The following is a 26,434-nucleotide window of genomic DNA, read 5'->3' as shown; positions in this document are numbered from 1 at the left end:
AATTAGATTTGTAACGTCTACCTTTGGGGCAGTAAAATTTTATATTCAATGGCAGGAAATTCTTTTGGACAACTTTTTAGGCTCACCACATTTGGTGAATCTCATGGAAAAGCTTTGGGAGGCATCATAGACGGTTGTCCTGCCGGAATTGAGTTGGATTTGGACAAAATTCAATGGGAGCTTAACCGTAGAAAACCAGGGCAATCTGCGATTGTAACACAGCGCAAAGAGCCAGATACCGTTGAAATATATTCTGGTGTTTTTGAAGGAAAGACCACGGGAACACCTATAGGTTTTGCTATTCATAATACCAACCAGAAATCCAAGGATTATTCACACATTAAGGATTCGTACCGACCATCGCATGCAGATTATGTGTACGATAAAAAATATGGGTTTCGCGACTATCGCGGAGGCGGTAGAAGCTCTGCTCGGGAAACAGCCAGTAGGGTAGTGGGTGGCGCCATTGCCAAACAGTTTTTAAAGGAAATAAAAATCAATGCCTTTGTTTCGCAGGTCGGGGATATGAAATTGGAGAAACCGTACCAAGAGTTGGATTTTTCCTTGATAGAATCCAATGCAGTTCGCTGTCCCGATACCCAAATGGCCCAACAAATGGAGGATTATATCAAATCCATTAAAAAAGAAGGGGATACCATCGGAGGAGTGATTACCTGCGTTATCCAAAATGTACCAGTTGGTCTTGGAGAACCTGTTTTTGATAAGTTACACGCCAGACTGGGAGAGGCCATGTTGTCCATCAATGCGGTAAAAGGTTTTGAGTATGGTAGTGGCTTTGCCGGGGTGGCCATGAAGGGAAGTGAGCACAACGATGCCTTTAATCCAGATGGTACCACTAAAACCAATCGTAGTGGTGGGGTACAGGGTGGCATAAGCAATGGGATGGATATCTATTTTAGTGTGGCTTTTAAGCCCGTTGCTACGGTATTGCAGTCTTATGAGACCATTAATAAAGCAGGTGAAAAAGTAACCACCCAAGGAAAAGGGCGACACGATCCCTGTGTTGTTCCAAGAGCTGTTCCCATAGTAGAAGCCATGGCCTCATTGGTTTTGGCAGATTACGCTCTTTTGGCCCGTACAAACAAAATCTGAGTGCCCAATTAGGAGGTTTCCTTTCTATAAAGTATATTAACGTCCTGAATTTTACTTTATGAAGAAATTGGAATTGCACTGGCAAATCCTTATTGGAATGCTTCTCGGTATTCTTTTTGGATTTGCAATGACCCAAATTGATTGGGGTAAGGATTTTGTAGACGATTGGATCCAGCCATTAGGAACCATTTTTGTAAAACTTCTAAAACTTATTGCCATACCCTTGATTTTGGCATCTTTGGTAAAGGGTATTTCCGACTTAAAGGATATTTCAAAATTTAGAAATATAGGTCTCCGTACGATCGGAACTTATATAGTTACTACGGTAGTGGCAATAACCATTGGTCTGCTACTGGTAAATGTAATGAATCCCGGTAGTGGTATTTCGGAAGAAACCGTTACCAAACTAACAGATACTTATGCAAGTGATGCTGGGGTTACTTCCAAAATAGAGGAAGCTTCACGTCAAAAAGATAGCGGACCGCTCCAATTTATCGTTGATATGGTGCCTGACAATGCTTTGGCTGCCATGACGGACAATGCGCTGATGCTCCAAGTAATTTTCTTTACTATTTTCTTAGGTATTTCCATGTTGTTGATTGGCGAGGAAAAGGCAAAACCATTGAAAGACTTCTTTGATTCACTCAACGATGTGGTCTTAAAAATGGTGGATTTGATTATGCTTTCGGCGCCATATGCGGTTTTTGCCTTATTGGCTGGGGTTGTGGTATCCTCCAGCGACCCAGATTTATTACTGGCATTGTTAAAGTATGCCGGTGTGGTTTTATTGGGTCTTGCACTTATGATTGTTTTTTACACCCTTATTGTGGCCTTTGTGACAAAAAAGAATCCGTTCTGGTTTTTAAAAGAGATAAGTCCGGCACAGTTGCTGGCCTTTTCCACAAGTTCCAGTGCTGCAACCCTTCCTGTTACCATGGAAAGGGTAGAGGAGCATATTGGTGTGGATAAAGAAGTTTCCAGTTTTGTATTGCCCGTTGGCGCAACCATAAATATGGATGGTACAAGTTTATACCAAGGCGTTGCAGCCGTATTTATTTCACAGGCGCTTGGGTTCGACCTCACTTTTGGAGATCAGCTTACTATTGTGCTTACAGCCTTATTGGCCTCCATTGGTTCCGCGGCAGTTCCCGGGGCGGGAATGGTGATGTTGGTAATTGTGTTGGAGTCCATTGGTTTCCCTGCTGATAAGTTGGCCATTGGTCTAGCATTGATTTTTGCTGTGGACCGGCCATTGGATATGTGCCGTACCATTGTGAACGTTACAGGAGACGCTATGGTGTCCATGGTAGTGGCCAAATCGGTTGGTAAACTGGGCGATCCACATCCGCAGGAATGGGACGATCATTATGATGAGGTAAAATAATTAATCCAAAAACTTGGCTTTTAGTTCGGGCGTGGGAATCATACAGGATTCCTTTTTGCCAAACCACTTATATCGATTTTTGGCTACAAAATCATAGATAACATTGCGAACGGAAGTTGGAATCCATGCAAAAATGGCAGTCAACTTCCATAATCCACCCAAGTCCTTTGCAATTTCCAAGGCAGCATCGGATTTGGTATAATAGGCAACCCCAGGCTCAATAAGGATGATGGAATCGATTGTGAGGGTATCTATATGGCGTTGTGCTACCAATTGCTGACCAATATCGCTTTGCAGCGCAGCATACCGGAACAAGTCTTTTTTGTCTCGTTTGATCACAAATTGTACTGAGCTGTTGCAGAGGTTACATACCCCATCGAACAAAATTATTTTTTTACCTTCTTCCATACTATCGTTCCTGCACAGGCAGAAATCTTTTACTTAATTGTTTGGTGCATTTGTCATTTTAAACCGCCCATAGGGAGCATGGGGAATCTAGATTTCTCAATGGATGCTTCGCATCTCATTTCGAAATGACCCTTGCTTTGCAAAGATACGGTGATTGGGGGTGAAGTCTAGGAGGGAGGAAGAAGGTTTCGTTATCGGTCTTGTATATGAAACGTAGCGCTGAAAATAAGCGATAATTTTTCGGATGAAACACAAGCCAAATTTTTAAATTTTACTATTTATTTTATTTTTGGAAAATCGTCAAATTTAAAAATTTGGCGACTTCCTAAAAATGCCTGAACCTTTGTGTTAACAACGACTCGCGCTATTTTTTATATACGTTGTTACCACCAGTTTTTATTCCAATGTTTCTCCAAATTTTTTTTCCCAAACTGTATAGAATGAATTGCTAATTTCATTCATTCTCATAAGTCCATTTTCTATTTCGTTCGTAAGACATTCATTCCAATTCATAAATTCTAATAGACTTTCAATGACTATTGAGTTCATCGGCACAATCACTCTACAATCGCATTTTTCATAATTTAGGAATCCAAAAAATCCGCTTTCTTTTCTCGTTAGGTGAAAGTCAAATATCTCTTGCCAATTTCCGTGTACTGCATCTGAACCAACACCATAAATAAAAGAATATAAATCTTCATTGTCAACTTCACTATGTATTTTCCAGAATGACTTTCCGTCAAGTTTCCATCTTTTTTTGAATGATTTGTTGCTTTCTATTTCTAAATCTTCAATGGTAAATCCATCAACTTGTAATTTAGTTTCTAATTTTAATAATTGACGTTTGATAATTGGATGGTTATTGTCGTTTAATTCCATCAATTTTTTATAATTCTGGTGTCTTGCTTGATAAGAAACTAATCTAAAATTGCGTTGCGATTCAGTTCCGTTTTTTATTAAATATTTTGTGATTATAAACGATTCATACATTGGTCTTGCAAATAATGTCTGAATTTCAAGTTTATTTAATTCTTGGTAGTTAACGTATTCTTGATAAAATTTTACAATTCGAGTAATCGAACCAACGATTGTAGATTCGTTTAAATTGTAATAATTGGGATGTTTTTCGTGATTTATTACTCTTGAAAGTAAATCAATTAATTCTCCTAAATCTTTAGAAAACTTAATTATAAATTCATTTAGTTCTATTTCCGTTTTTGAAAATTCAGATATATCTATATTCGAATATTTATTAAATATCTCTGTGATTTCGTTCATTTTCTCAAATTGGTGGTAACGTATTAAAGATATGAATCCGTTTTAATGATTTATATCGACCAGTAACGAATTTCGGTGATTTTTTTGCAATCACAATCGGGTAAGTAAATCTCTTATCCCTTAATTATCAACATAAAAGCCACGATGTCTGGGTATACTTTGGGCTTTGGTGTCATTTTGAGCCGATCAAAGCGAGTGCGAGATAATTAGGTTTCTCAATTGTTGCCGTGCGCCTCATATTCAAGTGGAACTGGTAATTCACCTCAGTTCTTTGTGGGAAAATTTTTTATGCTTGCTACAATGTTTATAGAATACGTTTGTCGTAAAACTGTATTTCAGTTTTCCTTATTTTGAGTACGTATTAAATTGGTAATTGACCTTATTGATTTGTTTTAGGGAACTGTATTTCTTTGAATGGCGCTTCATCATTTTCCAGATCGGGTGCCGGTGTTACATGAGCATGTCCTTCATTATATAGTTCACCAGTTGTTTTTTTTATTTGATACCACGATTCTTGCATTTCCGAAACAACATTTATATCGTAATGGTCCTCTTTTTCCCGAATGCGCATCTCACCTTTAAAATTGGTAATATCCATACTATCGATATCAGTCATTGCTTCAAGTATAAAATCAATGTTCTTTTTAAAATGATCTGTTTGCACATAGTACGGAATCGTATTTGCTGTAGAAAAATCCTCGGGGTTTGAAACGTTACCTTTATAACTTGTCTTTGTGCTCATATTTATCCCTACATTATCGTAAAATATGGTGTTAATTGGCAGGAACATAATTGGATTTGAAAATGCAACATAGATTTCCTCTCCATTGGTTTGGACACTTGTATGAGAGAAGTTTTTTAAGCTTGCCCTTTCATCGATCAAGGGTAGGGCCAATTGAATAATTGAATCTTTCCCCAATTTTACCAACTCCCTTATTTCCTTGTTCATTTTGATTTTTTCTTTTTTTATATTTTGAGCGTAGAATGTAGTTGAAATAAACATGAGTTGAATGAGGATAAAGGCAATTCTATTTTTCATAGTTAGCTTTTTCAAAGGATGGGTAAGGTTAAGTGTTACTAACCGTTTTTAATACGGTTTAGTTACCCATATAGAATCCAATTAAGTACATGTAACGAAGTACGGTGATTTTTTCCGCAATAACAATCACGAGGATTCCTCTATTATTTCACAATCATAAATACTGTAGATTATTGACCATGGAAAGTTGCGTGTTTGTGTGCGAGGATTTTCCAAAGGAAAATCAGACGCCAGCAAACAAAACAACTAATATTGGTTAAGTGCCAAATAGTAATTTTACATGTACAATGTTAGCCTTTCGTTATTCATTTCTTCTAATTAGTTTAAAGTTTATTTAAGTGAACTCTTGTTCCAAATTTCATAATAATTAAAGAAGTAATTTCATTCGTACTATCTCTTATAAACTCTCCTTTAAAGTAAATATCTGTCTGGCCAAATATCTTATCTGCAGTTTCAAAATAGAAAAGATCTATATCTTCAAGATTTCCATTCATAACGCCTATTAAATCATTGTCTTGTATCTGAATTTTATAGTTCATATCAGGAAATTGACCATTAAAACCTTCAATCTCTACAACCTTATAGGTGCCCACATATTCTTTTAGTTGTTCTGTTGTTAGATCAACTAAATTATGTGGTATAAAATCGGGAAGCGGTTCATTACTTTCAACAAGTGCTTTAATTTGTTTGTATGCATTAATTGCGTTTTCTCTAAATTGCATAACATGATAACTTGCCAAATTTTCCCAGCCAGCATTTTGGTATAGAGCTACATCATTTTTATAGTAAGGGTCATTTAGGAAAAAATCAATCATCTCATCTTCTAATTGAGGCCGATTTAATCTGTAATACCAATCTTTACTTTTGGCTAACCCATCCATCACTCTATCTGTAATAAAGTCCAATCGATTATCGAACTTGTCTATTTCGTATTTATTATAAATATAGATCTCGTGTAATGGCTCAATAACTGCTTCTAGCTTTTTTGGAACATTATCAACATTTTCTATGAGGTTAGCATAGCCATTTGCATGAATTTTCATATGAAAAGCGTTCATTATAGCATTTCTCAAAGCATTTAGATGATCATTTTTATAATCATCATAGGTTAGTTTATCTGTTTGTATTAAGTTGATTATCGAATCTTTTGTTTTATAATAGGCAATTAGTTCGTCCGATTTTTGAATATCTAGTCCTAAATCATGTTGTACTTCTTTTAAAATAGAAACAATCTTGTTTTCGGTTTTACGCTGCTCGTTTTTATTATTTATTTGAAGTGCGATAAGAATACCAATAATAACAAGCACAATTTCTCCAATGGCATAAAGTAGATATTTGCTGAATTTATTTTCTGAGAGTGGTCGCTGTCTTAGGTTTCTAAAGAATTTTATCATTTGGTTAATGGTTGGTCTTAATGAAGGCTAACGTTTAGTATATAATGCGTAGCATCCCGAAAGGTGCTATGATTTCATATATAGTGTTATACTTATTTTTCATGTGTTTCTATATTGTCGATAAATTGCATGATTTCAGTATTAATAGTATCGCTATAGGAAGTAAAAAAAACATAATGGTCTTTTCCTTTCATTTCAAAAAGCGTTGAATTTGGTATTCTTTTGGCCGCATTCTGTGAGTGAGTATAAGGAACGTTCTCATCTTTGTCACCATGAAATAGGATGGTAGGAGACATTATTCTTTCCATCTCAAAATCTTTTAAATGGAGAACCACATTGTTATCGTTTGCTAAACCATCATCAATTGACACGAATGGGAACACACCTCTTTCAACAAACCTATCCATGATTTCACTTTCTTGCTTAGACATTTGAGTTTTAGCAATTTGAATTCCTAACCATGTACCAAATTCAGTTTGAAAGAATGAACTTAAAAGGCCATTGTCATCCGTTGTGTCTTCCATTTTTTCAGAAACTGCTGCAGATAGTATCAGTCCTGCACATCTGTCTGGATAATCTATTGCAAACTGAATACTTGGGGGGCCACCACCAGATATTCCATTAACAAATACAGAATCAATTTTTAGCTCATCCAATAAGCTTTTATAGAGTGCCGCTTCGTCTGTGGGGGTACCCCCAGAGGATAAAGGTGTTTTATAATATCCGGGTCTTGAGACTGCCAATACACTAAAGCCTTTATTAAGAAATGATTCACCCCCTGCAACATGTACACTACCAGGCGATCCATGGATCATGAGCATATATCGGTCTGAATTACCCTTTAAAGAGTATTCTACGGGTCCTTCGGATGTAGTTATGACTTCCGAATTTTGAGGTAAATTTTGAATTGCTGCTTTTTTCCAAAAGAAGAAAGTGATATAAAGACCAATCATTAAAACTGTAATTAAGCCAATGATTGCTATTAAAATTCGCTTCATCCACTTAAATACCTTTTTCATTCTATTTTTTAATTAAGTATAACGTATTGAGATATGTATCTGTTTTAATGATTAATATCGACCGATAACGAATTTCGGGGATTTATTTACATATTTAATCAGGTATGCAGTTCTCTTATCCCTTAATTATCAACATTAAAGTTACGGAATGTGGGGGGTAGGTTTGGGGTCATTTCGAACCTTTAGGACGGGGTGTGAGAAATGTTGACTTCTCAATTGTTACCATATGCCTCATTGCGAAAAGATGTTTGCTTCGAATAGGATTGATGGTTGTGGAAAAAGGTACACAGGGCGAGGAGGGAAGTTTGGTTATCGTGTTTGTGTATGATTTCGTTATTTTTCTTGTTTTAAATAAGCATCAATGGCCTTGGTTGTCTTTAGTCCTTCTTGGTATAGTAACAGTCGCACTTTATGATTCAGTAAAATGTTAGCTTTTGTCAGGCCAAAATTATTGGAAATTATTTGTTTTTGGTCTTCATCTAGGTTTATCAGGGAATTATAAAATTTATAAAATGATTTTTCATTCGAGTTTTCTTTCCACCGTTCTGGCATCCCAAGGTCTGACCCAGAACCTGTTTCGAAAAAAGGATAAATATTATCACTATATTTTATGATGGAATTATTGTGTACGCTCTCTTCTTTTATTACTTCATCAAATAATCTGTAGTAATATTGAATACTATTTCTTAAGGAATCTGAAGTAATGAGTCCTGTTTTGCCAGACGATTTCATGTCATCAAAAACTATATTTTTACCTTCAAACCATTGGATTCCAAAAGCATAACCTAACTTTGAGACTATTAAAGTAGGGTCTGTGTGAATTGAATCTGAATGCAAATAACGTCCCAAAAAAGTATAAGCATCTAATTTAACCGTATCCCCTTGAAAAAGCCTTTCTAATTCTGCTAAGTCCTGCTTAATATCTAATTGTATTCTAACAAGGTATTCCTTTTCATAACCTTTGTTTTTTTTTATATCATTAAGATTATTTAATTGCAGGGCAATAAGAATACCAATTACGACGAGAATAACTTCTCCTATAGCATAAATCAAATATTTACTGAGTTTATTTTCAGTTAATAGTTGTTGTCGGATTTTTCTAAAGAATTTAATCATTGGTTAGCGGTTTCTGATAATAAAGCACAACGTATTGAGATATGTATCTGTTTTAATGATTAATTGATCGCTAACGAATTTCGGGGATTTATTTACAAATTTAATAAGGTGTGCAGTTCTCTTATCCCTTAATTATCAACATTAAAGTTACGGTATGTGGGGGGTAGGTTTGGGGTCATTTCGAACCGAGCGTAGGGAGGGTGAGAAATGTCGACTTCTTAATGGTTACTTTGGGCCTCATTTCAAAACGACGTTTGCTTCGAAAAGGATTGATGGTTGTGGAAGTAGGGACAAAGGGCGAGGAGGGGAGTTTCGTTATCGGTTTCGGCTATGAATCGTTGCGTGGTCTAGCACTTAACTTTGCACGTACACACCAAGTTGGAAATTCCACATGACTTTCTAAAGTAAGCGAGAACAGGCAATAATTTAAAGCCATTGTTGGTAGTTGTTTTAATATTCGTAAAACTCTTTTATGGTGAAATTCAATTCTTCTTCTTTAGGCTTAATTAAAGAATTCAAATAGTATCTATGAAAATAACCATTCAACACGATTATTTTCTTGCCATTGTACTCTTTTACAAAGTGCAAAATATTTTTAGACATTGTATGGTTTCTTAAATCCCAAAATTCAGATGCCCTTTTAAAACCTTCAAAATAACTGATGCTGTCACCACTATTTTTAACATAATAGGTGTTAGAGAAAAGCGGATATTGAGACATTATGCTTAAAAGCTCTTTATAATGATATTTTTGCCTGATTTCAGCAGCTTTATCTGTTTCAGAGTTATTAAAGGCTCGAGCACCTAAATAGGCAAATGAATTAAGGGTATCATTTGCTTCAAGAAAGTTTTGATAGATTCTTTTATTCAAAGAGTTCAGCTGATTATTTTTATAAAGGCTGTCTAACAATTCGAATGCTTTGCTATCTGTTGGTCGAGACCCAATTTTTATCCTGTATTCGTTTCTTCCTGTGAAATCGTATGGCCTTACATCCACATTAAAGTTGTTCATGTACTTTACAGTGGCAATATTTTCATTACTTTCCCAAGTTTTCTTAAAGTCAAATTCTTTGGTAAAGAATGAAGAATCCACTTCAAAAAGTATCAAATCAGGCTCAATTTTAACCAAGATATTGTAAAGGCTGTCAGGTGTAAAATTTTGGACGGTCTGATGAACAGTTCCAAGAAGCACCAATTCAGTTTTTTTACTTGTACAGCTGCAAAAAAGCAAGCCAATAAAAATAAATTCTAAAAACCTTTTCATTCGAATGAGTTTTCAATATTGCTGGCAACGGTCTCGGTTATGAGTAGTTGCGTGGGTTAGCTCTTAACTTTGCAAGTACACACCAAACTGAAAATCCGCGAGGATTTTCAGAAATAGGCAGGAACAAGCAATTACTTATAGCCATTGTTGTAGCCAGTTTTTATTTTAAATATTCTAATGTGTTTACCATTTCAAATTTTGGGCTTCTTCTCATAAATTCTCTTAAAAAAGCAGTATGAGCAGTCCCCATAATTATAAATACTCTGTCTTTTTTTGTCATTGGAATTCTGTTTAGGTTAGAATATATCTTCATATTTCTATGATAGAATATTGCTGCATTATCAGCACCTTCAAATCCATCCTCTATTCCTACATAAAGTAATTTATCTGCATTAGTATTTATTGAATAATCAAGATGTAAGGGTTCATTAATTAATTTTAATTTCTCAAGTAGTGACAGTTTATCATAATTTTCTTCTCGTCTAGCCATTTCGGGATAATCTTTAAATGGCTCATTTGTTAGTTGTAAATATGTTTTTGAATCAATGTTGTTTTTATGTTCTGGACTGTTTTCGATAAAATCTCCAACACTATAATTATATCCCATATGATTATCTATTCCATATATTTTTTTTACATCACTCAATCTACCAACATCAAAACCAATCATACTACTTTCACCATAATTAGTGTTTAGTGTAGTAGGATTATCTAAAAAGTCTTGATAAGCTTTATTGATTTCAATATTAAATTTTGGTAAGTTTTCAATACATATTATCGTAGGTTTAAATTGAGCTAACATTTTTGAAATTTCTCTAATTTCTTTTTGTGCTTTTTCGCTGTGTTCATCGAATTCTGTTTTGTTAGCATCAGGGGTGAAACCAAAGTGAAATGTCCCAAAGTTTAAAACTTTGATTTTATCATTTATTTGTTCAATTGGTTTTTCTGTTTTTAATTCATCCGGTTTATTTTCTGTATTACAGCTAAAGCATAAAATACATAACAATAGGAAGGTTTGTTTCATTTTTAAATTTTGTTTTTTGCATTATGCACAACGGTTTAGCTATGCGCAGTGTCCCGAAGGGCATTGCGTATAGGTTTTGTTGTGTAGCGTTTTATTCTGTGTAAATGTCAAATTCAGCAGAAACTGATTTCATTAAATCCTTATTGGCAAAATCACTATCTGACATTTGAGACAATTTTTCTAAGTACTGATCGAACTGACCATTTTTGAAAATGGAAAGCATTTTACCACCTTTTTCACACTTTGCGGCATGCCAAATTTTGGGAGGTATGGATATTGTGTCGCCAGGTTTACAGATTAAGGTTACATCATCAAATATTAACTGCACTTCTCCTTCAAGAATATAAAAGACTTCTGTCATAATTTTATGATAATGCCTTGGTAAGAAGAATCCAGGTTTAATTTTGTCCTCAACAAAGCATAGTTCTCCGTTTGTGTTTTTAGAAGAAAGCTTTATAAAACAATGATCTTGTGAATAGTTGTAATTTTTTCCTTCGCCATTACGAATGATTTCTTTTTCCGTCATTTCTATTTTAAATAATTGGTGGCTTTAGTACATGGTGTTAGGGTTGGCCGAAATTTCAGGTATTTTCTGAATTGAATCCCAATGCTCGCAAATCTTTCCATTCTCATCGAATCTAAAAAAGTCCATGGTAACATATTGATCGTTTCCTGGCCATGTTTGATGTGTATGGAGAGCAACTAAATTTCCTTCCGCAATGCACCTAACAAATTCTATCGATTTCTTAGGGTATTCGTTTTGCATTCTATTGAAATAGTCAATAAAGCCTTGAGTTCCATTTGCCACATCAGGATTATGTTGAATATACTCTTTACCAACATATTTTTCAATTGCTGACTTAGGATCTCCGTGGTAGGCAGTCTTGTAAAATGCAATGGCGTTTTTCTTGTTTTGATCTATATTCATTGGCATCTAATGTTTTAATGCTACACAACGTATTGAGATATGAATCTGTTTTAATGATTTATATCGACCGATAACGAATTTCGGGGATTTTTTTGGCAATAGCAATGGAGTGAACGATACTGTTATAACCTAATTATCAACAGAAAAGTGATGGTATGTGGCCATTTTTATGTCTTGGTGTTATAACGAACCGAGTTTAGGGGAGGGCGAGAAATCCAAATTTATGCATCGTTACTAGGCACCTTTTTTGAAAAGACGTTTACTTCGAAAAGGATTGAAGGTTGTGGAAGAAGTTAAACAGGGCGAGGAAGGAAGTTTCGTTATCGTTTATGTATAAGAATAGTTGCGTGTTTGTAAGTGAGGATTTTCCGAAGGAAAATCAGAAGCTAGCAAACAAGTAACTACCTTTGGTTTAGCTAAAACTAGCAATTTTTTTTATACGGTGTTAGTGGCTGGCTTTTTTTGTCAAATTGTTTAATCAACATTTTAAAAATCTATAGTATATGAAGCCGAGTCACCCGTTTCACTTTCTTTTAATGCAAATGGTTCATCGTTTTTTGAAACATGTATTTCAATAGTGGGAGCTCCACTTATATAATCATCTATTTGAATTTCACATTTAAATCCTCTGTTTACAGGACCATATGTTTGATTCCAACTTCTAACTTGTAATCCATTATTGGTATATATACCTTGAGGCGTAGTGGCTGTCCAATTACTAAAACGACCATAAGCACCATTTCCTTTTATTATATATTGCACATAGTAATTGTCGTTTAATTCAGGTTTATTATTATCCATGTCATTTTTATCGCATGAAGAAATGCAAAAAATCAAACTAATTATCATTGGTTTGACAATTGAAAATCCTTGTTTTAGAAAATTTAATTTCATCTTGATTTTTTTAATTTCTTTTCTCATTGTTCTGTCCTCAGCTTTTCACTAACGTATTGAGATATGAATCTGTTTTAATGATTTATATCGACTGATAACGAAGTTCGGGGATTTTTTTGGCAATAGCAATGGAGTGAACGATACTGCTACACCCTAATTATCAACAGAAAAGTGATGGTACGTGGCCTGTTTTATGTTTTGGTGTTATAACGAACCGAGTTTAGGGGAGGGCGATAAATCCAGATTTATGCATCGTTACTAGGCACCTTTTTTGAAAAGACGTTTGCTTCGAAAAGGATTGGTGGTTGTGGAAGAAGTTAAACAGGGCGAGGAGGGAGATTTCGTTATCGGTTTTGTTGATGTTCAGTTGCGTAGTTTGAACAGTTTAATTAGCAAATAGTTAAACATGGAATATACCTAAGTAAGCGACCACTGCCAAGCAATTAATTTTACTGTTGTTGTGCATAGTACTTTTAAATAATCTAAATTTCATCTAAAATACTTTTTCCGAAAATCCAAAGGCGTCATACCTGTTTTTAATTTGAAAAACCTTGAAAAATAGGCATAGTCCGAGAATTCAAGAGTATATGCGATATTGGCCAAATTGTCTTGAGAATGTACAATCAATCTTTTTGCCTCTAGAATTATCCTTTCAGAAATTAATTGGCTTGTCGTTTTATTTAGTGTTTTGTTTACTACTCTATTCAGATGCTTGGTGGTTATATTTAATTTATCAGCATAAAATTTAGGGAATTTTTGACTATAAAAATGGGCGTTTATTAAACTCTCTAAAGCTTCAAGTATATTAGAATAGTTTAGAGAATTAAGCTTTTCCAAATTGATATTAACTGTATATGCCCTTGTTAATTCTATATAAATGTTGTTTAGTGAATTTACTATTTTTAACTCTCTTAAAAGATTGGTTTGTAAATATTCAGTATAAGTTTCCTGAAACTTAAGATTTAATTCATGAAGCTTTTTTGGAGCTAATTCTAAAACAGGAGGATTCTGATTGGAATAAAAAAAAGGAAATGAATGGAGTTTATGTTCTAAAAACTTTAACTCATAAAATTCTTGAGAATGAAAGAAGATAAATCCTTCAGGCTGTGTTTCAAATTTCCAAAAATGTGTTTGCCCTGGTTTTAAAAAAAATACCTTGCCAGGGTTTATACTATAAGAATTAAAATCAATTTCATGTGCACCTGTGCCTTCAGTAAATAGTACACATAGATAGAAATTATGACTATGTGGTTTGTTTATTATATCCTTATTACGCTGTATGTGATTCGAAAAAGAATTTATATACACATCGTTGAGTGGTTCGGATTCTTTAAATTGATTAATATTTAGAACTGGTGTTTTCATATTGTATGTCCTAAAAGTACAAATAATGGAGAATATTTTATAAGACTAAAAATTATTTACAATTCTAATTTTGTAGTATAAAATATTTGTAATGAATAAAGTTGTTGATGCATTAAACTGTAAGTGTCCGAATTGTAAAAAAGGAAATATTTTTATGCATGGAGGGAATATATTATTATTGAATTTTCCGAAAATGAATGATAGATGTCCAGAGTGTAATTATAAATTTGAAAGAGAACCTGGTTTCTTTTTCGGGGCTATGTTTGTGAGTTATGCACTTGCGGCGGCACAAATGATAACAAGTCTTGTAATCTTTTGGTATTTAATTGATTTGTCGCCTTTAAAAGTTTTCGTCATTATTGGTGTGATAGCATTTCTTTTAAGTACTATCAATTTTAAATTATCAAGGTCAATTTGGATATATATGTTTTATTAAGGTATGGTTTGAAGTTAATTTTTGGCAGTATTATGCACAACGTATCGAGATATGTATCTGTTTTAATGATTAATATCGACCGATAACGAATTTCGGGGATTTATTTACAAATTTAATCAAGTATGCAGTTCTCATATCCCTGAATTATCAACATTAAAGTTACGGAATGTAGGGGGGGAGATTTGGGGTCATTTCGAACCTCCAGAAGGGAGGGTGAGAAATCTCGACTTCTTAATCGTTACCTATGGTTAGTTGCGTGGTTCAGCCAGTAAGTTAACAAATACAAACCGAATAGAAAATACGAGAGTATTTTCGTAAGTAGGCAAGAACCAAGCAATTAATTATACACGGCTTAAGTTTGATTCTCTTTAAATTGATAGTATAAATCAGAAAGAACAAAAGAGAGAATTAAGGTTAGTATATACGGATGAAGCGTTGGTGTAAAAGTGTGTGTAACGGGTTAAGTGTTCCAATGTTTAAATGTTCAAATAGTGTTTCAAAAAATTTAGATATGATTCCAATTCATTTTCCCGTTCCGTTTTCCACACCAATTTCATATCCAATTGGTATGGCAAATCAGAAAGTTCTATACTTTTTAGGTCAAGCGAAAACCCTTTTAAGGTCGATTTTCCCATCATCGTGATTCCAAGTCCTGCAGAAACCATTCTTAGGACGGTAGATGTATTTGGCGAACGATGCACAATTTTTGGGGAATACCCATAATTTCCAATGATTTTCAGAATTTCTTCCATATATCCAACTCCCTCGGTTTGTGGATTCAAGACCCATTTTTCGTTTTTACAGTCCGCCAAATCCTTAAAATTAGAGGTGTTCAACCGATGATCTTCGGGTAAAATTAAAAGATAGTTTTCTTTGTAAATTGAAAGGCTCGAAAGTCCATCGGGAATAAATGCGTTTGGAACAAAACCAAAATCCACTTCTTTGTCGTTCAATTTGTCGAATATCATTTCATTAGTTCCCTCTACGTGACTTGATTTTAAGTCGGGCAGATTCGTTTCCATATATCGTAACAGGTCTGGCAAGACAGTATGCATCGCCGAACTTGCGTGTCCAATTTTAACTTCGCCTGCCTTTCCCTGATTAATCAAAACTCCTTTTTTAATGGATTGGTCGAGTTGGTTCAAAATTTTGGAAACCTCCGTTTTAAAGAATATTCCCGATTTAGTCAACGCAATTTGCTTTCGTGAACGGTCGAACAATAAAAAACCGAGTTCTTCCTCAAGCACCTGAATCTGCCTACTTAAAGCGGGTTGGGCAATAAAAATCCGTTCCGATGCTTTTCTGAAATTCAGTGTTTCGGTCAATACCAAAAAGTTTTGTAATTGCGTAGTTGTCATTTTATTGATTGAAATATGTTATCAATTAATCAAAATTAAGTATTTTTTTTAATTGATAGAGTGTCCTTCCTTTGTATTTCAATTTATATTAGAGATGCGAGTAAAAAACAATTATAAAGTTTGGTTCTATTTTATAGCGTTGGTTTTAGTTTGGGGCAGTTCGTTTATTTTGATTAAAAATGGATTAAAAGGTTATACGGTTTGGCAGGCTGCAACTATCCGGTTAGTAGCTGCTTTTTTAGTAATGCTTTTTTTTGCCATTCGGCATATTAGAAAAATACCAAGTGAAAAAGTTCCAGTAATTTTACTAGTAAGCTTGTTGAGTATGGTTTTTCCATCCTATCTGTTTAGTATCGCACAATCTCAAATTAGTAGCTCACTTGCAGGAATATTAAATGCTTTAGTTCCAATGTTTACAAGTGTTCTTGGATTACTATTTTTTAGAAAATCTATTAATAAATTACAATGGTTGGGTCTTGCTATAGGTTTTATTTCTGCTAGTTTTTTAATTTTGATTAATATAAGAAGCACATTTTCGTTAAACGAATATGCTTTATTAATCATTGTTGCAACTATTTGTTACGGATTAAATTTTAATATTGTAAAAACATATCTATCTGATGTTAATTCACTTCACGTAACCACAATTGCTGTTTCTTTTTCAGGAATATTCGGCTTTCTTTTTTTATTTTTTAGTGGATATGAGTCGTATATCAACGTTAGTGAGCAACAAGTTTTTCCGTTGCTATCATTAGTTACATTAGGTGTCTTGGGAACAGCTTTAGCTCAGTTTATGCAAAACCAATTAATTCAAAAATCTTCAGCTGTTTTTGCTAGTTCGCTTACATATCTAATTCCCGTTGTTGCTGTGCTTTGGGGTGTTTTAGATGGCGAAAAGTTGGTTTTTTGGCATTATTTAGGGATGTTAGGAATACTTATAGGTGTTCTGATTTTGAACAAGTTTGGAAAGTCTAAAAACAATTTGGCTTATGATAAAACAACGAAAGTGTTGCATGTTTAATTGAAGTACAGAACGAGTAAGGGCATAGAAATTTTTGTATGGATGATGAGTTGGAAAAATTTTATGCTCTTACGATACCTTATTTTAAACTTTCTGAAAACTTTTATTGCGTAATTTTGAATCTTGGCAAGACGTTTTTTGCATTATGCACAACGTATTGAGATATGAATCTGTTTTAATGATTTATATCAACCGATAACGAAGTTCGGGATTTTTTTCTCAATATCAATCGTGTAATCAGTTCTCATATCCCTGAATTATCAACATTAAAGTTACGGTATGTAGGGGGTAGGTTTGGGGTCATTTCGAACCTCCAGGAGGGAAGGTGAGAAATCTCGACTTCTTAATGGTTACTTTGGACCTCAATTCAAAATGACGTTTGCTTTGCTTCGAAAAGGCTTGATGGTTGTGGAAGAAGGTACACAGAGAGAGGAGGGAGGTTTCGTTATCGGTTTAGCTATGAGCAGTAGCGTCCCGCAGGGCGCTATTGCTTATAGGTTTTGTTGTATGCCGTTTTTTTATTTCTCGTAAAAACTTTACTTCATCAAATTCATTATTATCTAACCCAATGGAATGTTCAATTATTTCAAAGGCAATATCATCAATATCAAAAACTAGAATTCCTAGTTTATCAGACAATGCAATAGAATCAGAACTGTAATATGTTGTTGTTATGTAAACTAAAAGAAAAGGGTCAGCTAGTCTTATTTCTGATAGGATTTTACTATCGCCTAGCCATCCTGAAAGGTAATGTTCATCAAGTGCATTTTGCAAGATTTTTGCGCTACCATAGAATTCCCTTATATCTTTCGTTTTGATTTTAACTGATTTCGGATTATATCTTTTAGATTGACCAACAACCCTAAAGATTACATTATTTTTTTTAGATAGTACAGTATCAATTTTTGGGTCAATTGCTTTTGAAAAATCTCCTTTTCCAACAAAATCAATTCCGCCATCAGCACTTTTTCTAGTGACTACGGAATACTCAGTGAGTAAGTGGTTTACTAAAACGGCACTTATTAACTCAAAATCCTTATCATCGCAGTTTAGCAAGTATCTAACAATTGCTGGTGTTTCCTTGTAAACTGGATTTCTTTTAGCAATTCCTATAATTAAATTGTCGTCAGACTTACTGAACTCAAATTTTGAAAGACTGCTTTTATTAATTTTATATTTTATGTGGTTTCTAAGTTTTGTCTTTAATGATTTTAATGCATCATTAAACTCTGCTTCTTTGAGAAATACTTTTTTATTAGATAGGTATTTATCTAGACCCTGATTAATATCCAAATTCTGTGAAGGATTAAATCTTTCCAAAATTTCAAAAAAATAATCTTGGACGTGTAACTTATATTCCTTTGACTTGGTCATATATAGCTACTCTTTTAGTAATCATAGATTTCAATTTATTGAGCAATTCAATATCTTCATCATTAAATTTCTCTAATTGATCAAGTGGGATTTTTTCAAGGCTGTCAATTGCTTGAGTAACTTCTTTTTTCCAATTAACAGTATTATATTTTAGTGCAACAGCCAAAGCTTCAGTAATTGAAGTCCTATCTTCAAGCAGTTTATCCCATGCTTCACTTGAAGCTATGATTTTGGTTAATTCTCGCACATCACGAGTTGAGTTTAACTTTTTTCTATGACCATTATCTGGGTCCTCAATTATCCACTTAAAAAATAAATGGTAGTCGTTATCTACTTCTTCAAATAGGCCTGTATCGTTATCATACCCAAAAAACTCTCTTAATTTTTTTCGACCTACTAGTTCATAAAAGTAATTAATGTGCTCTGGAGTCGCATATTGTCCATAGTCATCATCATCGTGCATTTGTTTATGGAGAAGGTATGCACTATAAATACGATTTACTTCTTGTGTTCTGTAGCCGATTGCTAGTGCTACATCTTGAGGGGATAAACCTTCATTTTCAATTAACGATCTAATTAATTGAGCTTTTTGATATGTGCCCCAAGGTCTCGCCTCTGATATATGTCTTACACCCTGTACTTTTAATCGATTTATATCAGTATCACTTTCTGACTCTAAAACGCTCACTGTGAGATTTTCATAGGTCGATCGGATCGATTTGTCTTTGGCACCTTCTTTAATCATCTGTTCAATCCATAGAATTGCAGCTAATCTTCTATTACCTTCAATAACAACAAAAGAGTCATCGTCTAATTTTGAAACAACAATTCTATCCATTGGTAGATAGCCTATTTCAAGAATTGAATCTCTCAATGCTCTAACTTGAAATTCTGGTCTAAGCATTTTCTGGAATGCAGCTTCTTGAACATCGACCTCTTTTATTCTATCAGGTGGAACTTTACTCTCAGGTTCGTCCATTGATAAGAATCTAGGGTTGTTTGGGTCTAGGTACAATGAATCAAATGGTATTATTTGATCTTTAAATTTTATCGTTTCTTTCATGTCGTTTTTTTAATGGCATACAACGTATTGAGATATGAATCTGTTTTAATGATTTATATCGACCGATAACGAAGTTCGGGGATTTTTTTGTCAATAGCAATGGAGTGAACGATACTGTTATACCCTAATTATCAACAGAAAAGTGATGGTATGTGGCCTGTTTTATGTCTTGGTGTTATAACGAACCGAGTTTAGGGGAGGGTGAGAAATCCAGATTTATGCATCGTTACTATGCCTCAATTCAAAATGACGTTTGCTTCGAAAAGGATTGATGATTGTGGAAGAAGGTACACAGAGAGAGGAGGGAGGTTTCGTTATAGGCCCGACTTACCAGTGGGCTTATAATTTAGTTTCATATTCTTCTAATTTGTTCCATATGTCTATAAATTCCTTTATTCCTTCTTTTCTAAGGTCGGTATTTACAATCAAAAGCTTTCCGATTTTAGTTTCAGAATTGAAGAACATATGTGTTGCAACCCCTGGGTCGCCACCAGTATGACCTATTTGTCCGTGAGCAGATATTCCCATAAAAACACCCATATTGTATTCATCATTGTAGATGTTTTCATTTCTTTCGGTATAATTTATATCGGTCAATTGAGGTTTAAATAACTCCTTGTAGCTATTGTTATTTAAGATTTTGCCATTTCCGCTATAACCAGCAATTAATTCAGTTAAATATTTTCCCAAATCAGTCGATGAAGTAATTAAACCGCCATCTGGATAATTAACCAATTTATAAAAAGCTATTTCAGTTTCATTATTTAGATATAGTTTAGAATGCTTTGAAAAATCTACTTCATTAAAAGACCACCCTGTGCTAGACATTTCAATTGGTTTGAAAATATGTTCATTCGTGAATTCGTTGAATGATTGATTTGTTGCTTTTTCTATTAGTAAGGCAGCTAATCCTGCGGCAACATTTGAATATTCGAATACAGCTCCGGGCCTTGTCTTTAAAAAATTATTTTTCTTGTACCATTTTCCCTCTTTACTTAATATGTTTTTTAAAAAATCATCCAGAATTATTTTTTCATCAGGTAAACGAAAATTACTATTTACTTTAGCCTCCTTATTCTCTTTTTCTTTTAAAATATATCCGTTCTTCTCGTATCTTGAAGGATCTTTAATACTAGATGTGTGAGTTGCTAATTGTCGTATTGTAATTTGTTCATCAGGGAAATATGGATTACTTACATTGAATAATAAGTGTTTGTTTATAGGGTCGTCTAAGTTAAGTTTTCCAAGTTCCTGAGCTTTTAGCAATGCAATGCCAATAATAGTTTTGGAAATGGAAGCAATGTTTTGAATGGTATTATTAGTGTATTTCTTGTTTGCTTTAATATTAGAGTACCCAAACCCTTTTTTATATAAAGTCCCATCTTGATTTACAATAGCTACAGAGAATCCGTTAATATGTTTTCTTGAGTATATTTTTTCAAGTTCTACAGTTAATTTTATTGAGGTAGAGTCATTTGTCTGACAATAAACTGTGCTGACAAGAATATTTAAGATTAAGGTCGTAATTATTTTTTTCATTGCTATATAGCTATTGTCTTGCGTGCTGGTAACGGTCTTGTGTATGGTTAATTACGTGTTTCAAGTACCTAATTTAGCAAATACAAACCGAATAGTAAATCCGCGAGGATTTACATAAGTTAAGTTTGAACTACGTAATTAATCAGATTTCTCAACTACTAATTGGCAAGAGCATTTTATCTTAAAAAAGTCTATCAAATTTGAATGTCGATATAAAATAAAGCATTCCTGCTGTAGCCAATAAATGAATTCCAAAGCCTATACTGTTTATGACTTTTACATAGGTTTTATTATGAAAACCTATACTAGAGTAAAGGGCGAATATTAAAATAAAAGCTTCTAGACATATTACATATAATTCGTTCATTTCGAAGTTATATTGTTTTTTATTCAAACTATTAATAGCCCAAAAAACAAATAGACCAATCACAAAAACGGCATTTAAATACGATATTATTAAAGTTGTTTCTCCCGTTTTATACCCAACGATAAGGACTGCTAAATGGCAACACAAAATGATAATCAATATTATACTTACGACCATATCATTCATAACTATTTATCGGTATTTATTTTAATTGCTGGTAACGGTTTGGATATGGGTCTGTGCGACCTAGAGGGAGTGTGGCTTCATATCTATTGTTGTGCGTTCGGCTCCCTTTTTATTTATTTATATTAAATAGTCTATTACCTTATCCCAATTAGGAAATTCTTGGCTTCCGAAGTGAATCCATTCCCCTTTAAAATCTTTTGCGCCATTGTTAGGTCTATCATCAATTAAATAATCTCCGGAATTTAAATTCTTATTGTGTGATATAATCAACCTCTTATAGAACAAACTATTTTCTTCTTTACCAAAGTGTTTATGTACCCATTCTATTTTATTTATCCAAGCACTTGGATTTAACCATGGCGCTGTTGAAAGAATATACAGATCATATTTATCAGAAAGCTCTTGAACAGATCTTATTGCATTAGGGTAGGGTTCCATTAGCGAAAAAATATTAGGAACTTCGTCTAGCCTTCCCTCGTATTCATGAATGATATTTTTATCAAGTTTGTCTATTCCTGTTTTGAAATCGACAAGAACATTATCCATATCTATGTAAATAATCTTTTTCATTTGTTTTCATTATTTATGGATGCACAACATATTGAGATATCAATCTATTTTATTGATTTATAATGACCGATAACGAATTTCGGGGATTTATTTACAAATTCAATTAGTTATGCAGTACTCTTATTCCTTAATTATCAACATAAATGTTCCGGCATAGGAGGAGCTAAATATGCAAACGGGCCTATCAAAACTTAGGTTTTCGTTCTGAACAGAACTACAATTCGCTTAATTGGACACTCTTTAAAAATACAGCCGCAAAATAGCGTTGGTTGTGGTTCCTAAGGAATATCGCGTAAACTCCGTAGCACTATTTTCCGCGTTGATCCTATAATAATTGTTTATCGGGTTTATAAAATTGGTAATGTTCCAAACTGAAACCCCTATTTCTGAACGTAATTTTCTATTTATTTTAAATTTATAAAGCGTAGAAGCGTCGATTCTAAAATAGTACAATAATCTTTCGTTGTTTGCGGTATCAAAATTAATGGAACCCTCTATAACTTCATTGCCTTGCATGGGTATGGATGTTGGCTTCCCTGTTCTATAGTTTAATCCTGCAGAGATATTCCAAGAATTGCTGCTATATGTACTCCCCAATGTAAAAGCGTGGGTAATATCAAAATTGCTTGGAAATTCTGTGTCCTCAAGTTTCTCGAAGTGATACGTGTTCTGCATATATGAATAACTCAACCACGTACTTAACGTATTGAAATTTTTCCGCATCAAAAATTCAGCACCTATGATATCATAACTTCCTTGTTCTTTTTCAAATTCGTATTTCGTGGTAAAACCTTGGCTTTGGGTGGTAATGCCATCAACGTTTTTTACGTAAGCCTTTGCATCTAACAACCAGCCTTTATTTTTATACAGTAATCCTACCGATGCCTGCTTGCTTTTAATGATTGGTATACTATCATTGTCTGTGAGTTGCCATCGTCGTTTTTCCACGCCTAAAAAGTCATTTTGAAAATTGATGATCTGCGAGGTGTTTTGATGCTTAAATTCGCCTAAGGCCTCCAATTCAAAATGTTTACCCAAGGCCTTGCGAATACTTAAACGGGGTTCTGTGAGCAGCACATTGAATTTTTTAATATAATTTACCCTCGAACCTACCTTTACGGTAATATCTTTGTTTTCATTTTGAAACTGTGCTTGTGCAAAAGCGGCCTGTTCCCTTACCACTTCTTCATCGCGCCTTACGTATATTGGCTCGTCAATATCATTAAGATTTGTAACTTTTGATTCGATAAAATTGTAGCCCAAATTTAACCGCCATTGGTTTTGGGAATAAAAGCCCTCTGCTTTTACCGATGTTTCCGAAACTATATTTTCCTGTAAAAAGCGCTGTTCTGCCATAATATTTGCATTTATGGCCTGTAATTTATAGTCGGTATTGTAAACGTTTACAACGGTACTTACTTTATTGTTCCACTGTCGTTTGTAATGCAAACCAGCGGAAATACTGTGTTGGGATATACGGCTTTCCTTGGTTTCTTGTGACCCGTTGACAAATGCGGATTCATCAAAAGTTAAATCGTTGTTTACCCATAGGGCATTTAACCGTATATAATCTTTTTCCGATGGTTTGTACAACCATCGTAAAGAGGTGTCGTAAAAATCAAAAGAATGATTGGAATTGCTAACGTCCGATGTATTTTCCTCTACCTCCGTGTGTTGTGTAACGCGTTCAAAATAGGTGCTGTACGTGGGTGTTCGCACCAATGCGTCTATGGATTTTCTCGCAGCAACTTGTACAGAGGATTTTGTTCCGAAAGGAATGTTCAAAAACACATCTGCATTAAGCAGGTTAACACCAAAAGACCCTTCAAATGTTGGTGCAATGGCTTTATTGGACTGCATGTCTATAGTCCCGGAAACCCCATCGGTATATGAAGCATCCGTACCGTTATTGATTACCGTCGCTGTTTGTGTCATTAGTGGGTTAAAACTAGAGATCAACCCAAAAAAATGACTGGATTGGTACATTTTAATACCATCCCAAAGAATCAGGTTTTGGTCGTGCGATCCGCCTCTGATGTTTATATTGGAAACTGTTTCATCTACACTGAGTACACTGGGCAGTGCCTGTACCGTATGCAATACGTCCGATTCAATAAGGCCTGGCAACAAGGTGAATTTGTTATAATCAATTCCAATACTGCCGTCCTCATGTTTGTCGATACCTTTGATCAAATAACCATTTAGGGTCACCGGTCGCAACGCTTCCGCTTCTTCCTCCATTAGGATATAGTCGCAATTTTCCAGATCAAAATCCACAGCTTTGCGTTCCACGGTTTTAAAACCAATAAAGCGAATGGTCAAAACAGCGTCTAACAATCGTGCTTCCAATGTAAAATAACCATCTTCATCAGCTACGGTATAGCCATTCTTGGTATGGATTGTTGCGCCATAAAGTGGATTTTCTGCCCCGTCCAGTATATGGCCACAAACGGTAACGGTTTTAGATATAGCTATGACCTTATCGCTAATTCGTGTGAAAACTAAATGGGTTTGTTCTTCCAGGCTTTTAATATTGGCAATAAGGCTTTGGTTTTCTTTCAATGGGGTTACATACACGTTTTGTAGCAAATCACTTTTATAGTTAAAAGTAATGTTGTGTGCTTTTGCAACCAGATGGATCACATGTGCTACATCGACCTTTTCGTCAGTAGTTTGTGCACTTATTGAAAAGCAACAAAGAAAACTTGCCAGAAAAATTATTACTTTAATTATTAGCATTCTGTATTGTGACCTTTTTATTATCTGTAACACTATAGGTCAAGTCAAGAGGTTGCGTAATAGCTTTTAAAGCACTATTAAGGTCGTTGTGTTCGAATGCACCTGTAAATCGTAAACCTTCGGTATTTATAGTGGGGGTAATTGTAATGTTATATTGTTTTTCCAATGCTACAAATACGGCATTTATAGGTGCGTCTTTAAACACACTCATATTATTGAGCCAATAGGGCTCTGCAACGGTAATATTGGATTTTTTAGCGGTTCCCGATGCTAAAACAAACTCAGAACCTGCCGGCAATTCAATGGTCTTGGTATTAAAGCTCACTTGTACTAAACCTTCATAACAGCTTACTTTAAAAATACTGTCTTTTGTGAATACATTGAATTCGGTGCCCAAGACAGTAACTTTGCCAAATGCGGTATTTACAGTGAATTGCTTTCCTTTTGCGACATCGAAGAATGCTTCCCCTTTCAAATCCAATGCTCTTTCTTCATCCCAATTGGAAGGGGTATAGGTGAGTTGGGACAATTCATTTAGCTGAACGATAGAGTTATCTGGGAGTGTGATCGTTTCTTTTTGTGCCAAATCGGTTGCTATGGTACTTGCCTTATTATTGTTCCAAAACAAAAACACGGTTAGTCCTATCACGAAAACAGCTGCAAATCTGGAAGCTACCTTCATCCAGTTGATGGGCGATGTTTTTTTATGGTGCAACTGTTTTTCCAGCGCTTCAAAAGAAGGGACTTTTGCCTGTTTACTACCACTGAACCGCTGCGCTTCTACCACTATTTCTTCATATAGTGGCGCATCATCCAAAGCTTTAAAAGCTTCCGCCTCTGCTTCGGATAAGTTGTTGTCCAACCATTTTTTCAGTAAATCTTCTTTGTCCATAACTAGATGCTATACTTATAAAACAACTCAGCTTTCAATTGTCCCAAAATTATTTTTGATTCAATTCTTCCAATTGGTCTTTTAATTTATTTAAAGCGGCATAAATCCTGTGTTCCACAACTTTTTTGGTGACATTTAGTAATTCTGCTATTTCCCGATGTGTTTTACCATCTACTTTGCTTAGTAGAAAAGCCACGCGTTCTTCTTCCTTTAAATTGGACAATGCAGTTTCATAACGTTTTAAAAATTCCTTTTTACGCAACATGAACTCCGGTGTTTCATTGGTGTAGTCCTTAGGTTTTACCTCCTGATGTTTAAACACAATGTTCCGGTGCTTTACTTCATTGAGCATTAAATTGTTCGCAACGGTGTATAGATATGATTTTGCCGCCTCTGGAGCTACCTTGGCGCAGTTTTCCCATAATTTAATAAAAGCATCCTGAACTTTATCGGAAGGGTTTAGTAGGCTTCCATATTTATAATATAGAATATTGCTCATACTCTGTGCATACTTTTCGTAGAGATGGGAAAAGCGCAATTTATCACAGACATTTTTGTGGAGTGACTTAGGCAATTATTTGTGGGCTTAAAAAAATTAAAACCTTAAAAGTATACTTTTTTAAAAACACTGTAAAAATGTCAATATTACCAAAACATCAACTTT

Annotated in this window: 24 protein-coding genes; 4 read left to right on the top strand and 20 right to left on the bottom strand. The window is 34.4% G+C overall.

Features of this window, described 5'->3' with window-relative positions; translation table 11 throughout:
• The first annotated feature begins 48 nt into the window (after positions 1 to 48).
• Positions 49 to 1,113 carry a chorismate synthase gene (gene aroC, locus MWU56_RS03240; protein WP_247042204.1) on the top strand — a complete coding sequence of 355 codons (1,065 nt, stop codon included), beginning with the start codon at positions 49 to 51 and terminating at the stop codon, positions 1,111 to 1,113.
• Between the two features lie 58 nt (positions 1,114 to 1,171).
• A complete protein-coding gene (locus MWU56_RS03235; RefSeq protein WP_247042203.1) occupies positions 1,172 to 2,497 on the top strand; it encodes a dicarboxylate/amino acid:cation symporter in 1,326 nt (441 codons plus the stop codon).
• Here the strand turns inward: MWU56_RS03235 and MWU56_RS03230 are convergent, their stop codons facing one another.
• From MWU56_RS03230 to MWU56_RS03175, 12 genes are all read right to left on the bottom strand, one after another.
• Positions 2,498 to 2,905 (bottom strand): thiol-disulfide oxidoreductase DCC family protein, encoded by a 408-nt coding sequence (locus MWU56_RS03230; protein ID WP_247042201.1) that lies wholly within the window; start codon positions 2,903 to 2,905, stop codon positions 2,498 to 2,500.
• Between the two features lie 396 nt (positions 2,906 to 3,301).
• Positions 3,302 to 4,183, bottom strand: a complete 882-nt coding sequence (locus tag MWU56_RS03225) for a DUF5677 domain-containing protein (RefSeq protein WP_247042200.1) — start codon at positions 4,181 to 4,183, stop codon at positions 3,302 to 3,304.
• 379 nt (positions 4,184 to 4,562) lie between these two features.
• Positions 4,563 to 5,222 (bottom strand): hypothetical protein, encoded by a 660-nt coding sequence (locus MWU56_RS03220; RefSeq protein WP_247042199.1) that lies wholly within the window; start codon positions 5,220 to 5,222, stop codon positions 4,563 to 4,565.
• A 323-nt stretch (positions 5,223 to 5,545) separates the two neighbouring features.
• The gene (locus MWU56_RS03215; protein ID WP_247042197.1) at positions 5,546 to 6,616 is read right to left on the bottom strand and encodes a DUF6090 family protein; all 1,071 of its coding nucleotides are present in this window, start codon (positions 6,614 to 6,616) and stop codon (positions 5,546 to 5,548) included.
• Between the two features lie 92 nt (positions 6,617 to 6,708).
• The gene (locus MWU56_RS03210; RefSeq protein ID WP_247042195.1) at positions 6,709 to 7,635 is read right to left on the bottom strand and encodes an alpha/beta fold hydrolase; all 927 of its coding nucleotides are present in this window, start codon (positions 7,633 to 7,635) and stop codon (positions 6,709 to 6,711) included.
• A gap of 333 nt (positions 7,636 to 7,968) precedes the next feature.
• Positions 7,969 to 8,751: a DUF6090 family protein gene (locus tag MWU56_RS03205; protein ID WP_247042193.1), complete on the bottom strand. Its 783-nt coding sequence runs from the start codon at positions 8,749 to 8,751 to the stop codon at positions 7,969 to 7,971.
• 450 nt (positions 8,752 to 9,201) lie between these two features.
• On the bottom strand, positions 9,202 to 10,014 hold the full coding sequence (locus MWU56_RS03200; RefSeq protein ID WP_247042191.1) for a hypothetical protein: 813 nt from the start codon (positions 10,012 to 10,014) through the stop codon (positions 9,202 to 9,204).
• A 160-nt stretch (positions 10,015 to 10,174) separates the two neighbouring features.
• Entirely contained in the window at positions 10,175 to 11,038 is an 864-nt protein-coding gene (locus MWU56_RS03195; protein WP_247042189.1) for a DUF5694 domain-containing protein, read from the bottom strand.
• Between the two features lie 91 nt (positions 11,039 to 11,129).
• Positions 11,130 to 11,564, bottom strand: a complete 435-nt coding sequence (locus tag MWU56_RS03190; protein WP_247042187.1) for a cupin domain-containing protein — start codon at positions 11,562 to 11,564, stop codon at positions 11,130 to 11,132.
• 24 nt (positions 11,565 to 11,588) lie between these two features.
• A complete protein-coding gene (locus MWU56_RS03185) occupies positions 11,589 to 11,966 on the bottom strand; it encodes a nuclear transport factor 2 family protein (protein ID WP_247042185.1) in 378 nt (125 codons plus the stop codon).
• Between the two features lie 486 nt (positions 11,967 to 12,452).
• Complete coding sequence (locus tag MWU56_RS03180; protein WP_247042184.1) at positions 12,453 to 12,887, bottom strand: hypothetical protein; 435 nt, start codon at positions 12,885 to 12,887, stop codon at positions 12,453 to 12,455.
• Positions 12,888 to 13,349: 462 nt separating this feature from the next.
• A complete protein-coding gene (locus MWU56_RS03175; protein ID WP_247042183.1) occupies positions 13,350 to 14,225 on the bottom strand; it encodes an AraC family transcriptional regulator in 876 nt (291 codons plus the stop codon).
• 91 nt (positions 14,226 to 14,316) lie between these two features.
• On the opposite strand from MWU56_RS03175, the gene MWU56_RS03170 reads away from it, so the two are divergent.
• The gene (locus MWU56_RS03170) at positions 14,317 to 14,661 is read left to right on the top strand and encodes a DUF983 domain-containing protein (protein WP_247042182.1); all 345 of its coding nucleotides are present in this window, start codon (positions 14,317 to 14,319) and stop codon (positions 14,659 to 14,661) included.
• A 476-nt stretch (positions 14,662 to 15,137) separates the two neighbouring features.
• Here the strand turns inward: MWU56_RS03170 and MWU56_RS03165 are convergent, their stop codons facing one another.
• On the bottom strand, positions 15,138 to 16,019 hold the full coding sequence (locus tag MWU56_RS03165; RefSeq protein WP_247042181.1) for a LysR family transcriptional regulator: 882 nt from the start codon (positions 16,017 to 16,019) through the stop codon (positions 15,138 to 15,140).
• A gap of 94 nt (positions 16,020 to 16,113) precedes the next feature.
• Here MWU56_RS03165 and MWU56_RS03160 point away from each other — a divergent pair, with 94 nt between their 5' ends.
• Positions 16,114 to 17,040, top strand: a complete 927-nt coding sequence (locus MWU56_RS03160) for a DMT family transporter (protein ID WP_247042173.1) — start codon at positions 16,114 to 16,116, stop codon at positions 17,038 to 17,040.
• 453 nt (positions 17,041 to 17,493) lie between these two features.
• Here MWU56_RS03160 and MWU56_RS03155 read toward each other — a convergent pair whose 3' ends face one another.
• The 7 genes from MWU56_RS03155 to MWU56_RS03125 all read right to left on the bottom strand — a co-directional run bounded on the left by MWU56_RS03155 (position 17,494) and on the right by MWU56_RS03125 (position 26,344).
• Positions 17,494 to 18,414 carry a restriction endonuclease gene (locus tag MWU56_RS03155; RefSeq protein ID WP_247042171.1) on the bottom strand — a complete coding sequence of 307 codons (921 nt, stop codon included), beginning with the start codon at positions 18,412 to 18,414 and terminating at the stop codon, positions 17,494 to 17,496.
• Entirely contained in the window at positions 18,392 to 19,477 is a 1,086-nt protein-coding gene (locus tag MWU56_RS03150; protein ID WP_247042169.1) for a ParB/Srx family N-terminal domain-containing protein, read from the bottom strand. Before MWU56_RS03150 ends, MWU56_RS03155 begins: the two co-directional genes overlap by 23 nt.
• Positions 19,478 to 19,816: 339 nt before the next feature.
• Complete coding sequence (locus MWU56_RS03145) at positions 19,817 to 21,016, bottom strand: serine hydrolase domain-containing protein (RefSeq protein ID WP_247042167.1); 1,200 nt, start codon at positions 21,014 to 21,016, stop codon at positions 19,817 to 19,819.
• A 670-nt stretch (positions 21,017 to 21,686) separates the two neighbouring features.
• A complete protein-coding gene (locus MWU56_RS03140) occupies positions 21,687 to 22,139 on the bottom strand; it encodes a 5' nucleotidase, NT5C type (protein WP_247042165.1) in 453 nt (150 codons plus the stop codon).
• Positions 22,140 to 22,379: 240 nt separating this feature from the next.
• On the bottom strand, positions 22,380 to 24,878 hold the full coding sequence (locus MWU56_RS03135) for a TonB-dependent receptor plug domain-containing protein (RefSeq protein ID WP_247042163.1): 2,499 nt from the start codon (positions 24,876 to 24,878) through the stop codon (positions 22,380 to 22,382).
• The gene (locus MWU56_RS03130) at positions 24,865 to 25,770 is read right to left on the bottom strand and encodes a FecR family protein (protein WP_247042157.1); all 906 of its coding nucleotides are present in this window, start codon (positions 25,768 to 25,770) and stop codon (positions 24,865 to 24,867) included. Before MWU56_RS03130 ends, MWU56_RS03135 begins: the two co-directional genes overlap by 14 nt.
• A gap of 49 nt (positions 25,771 to 25,819) precedes the next feature.
• The gene (locus MWU56_RS03125) at positions 25,820 to 26,344 is read right to left on the bottom strand and encodes an RNA polymerase sigma factor (protein WP_247042154.1); all 525 of its coding nucleotides are present in this window, start codon (positions 26,342 to 26,344) and stop codon (positions 25,820 to 25,822) included.
• Positions 26,345 to 26,434: the final 90 nt, after the last annotated feature.

Origin of the sequence: Allomuricauda sp. F6463D (assembly GCF_023015965.1) — a bacterium.
In the GTDB taxonomy this organism is placed as follows: domain Bacteria; phylum Bacteroidota; class Bacteroidia; order Flavobacteriales; family Flavobacteriaceae; genus Flagellimonas.
This window is presented reverse-complemented; position numbering and strand designations above follow the sequence as displayed.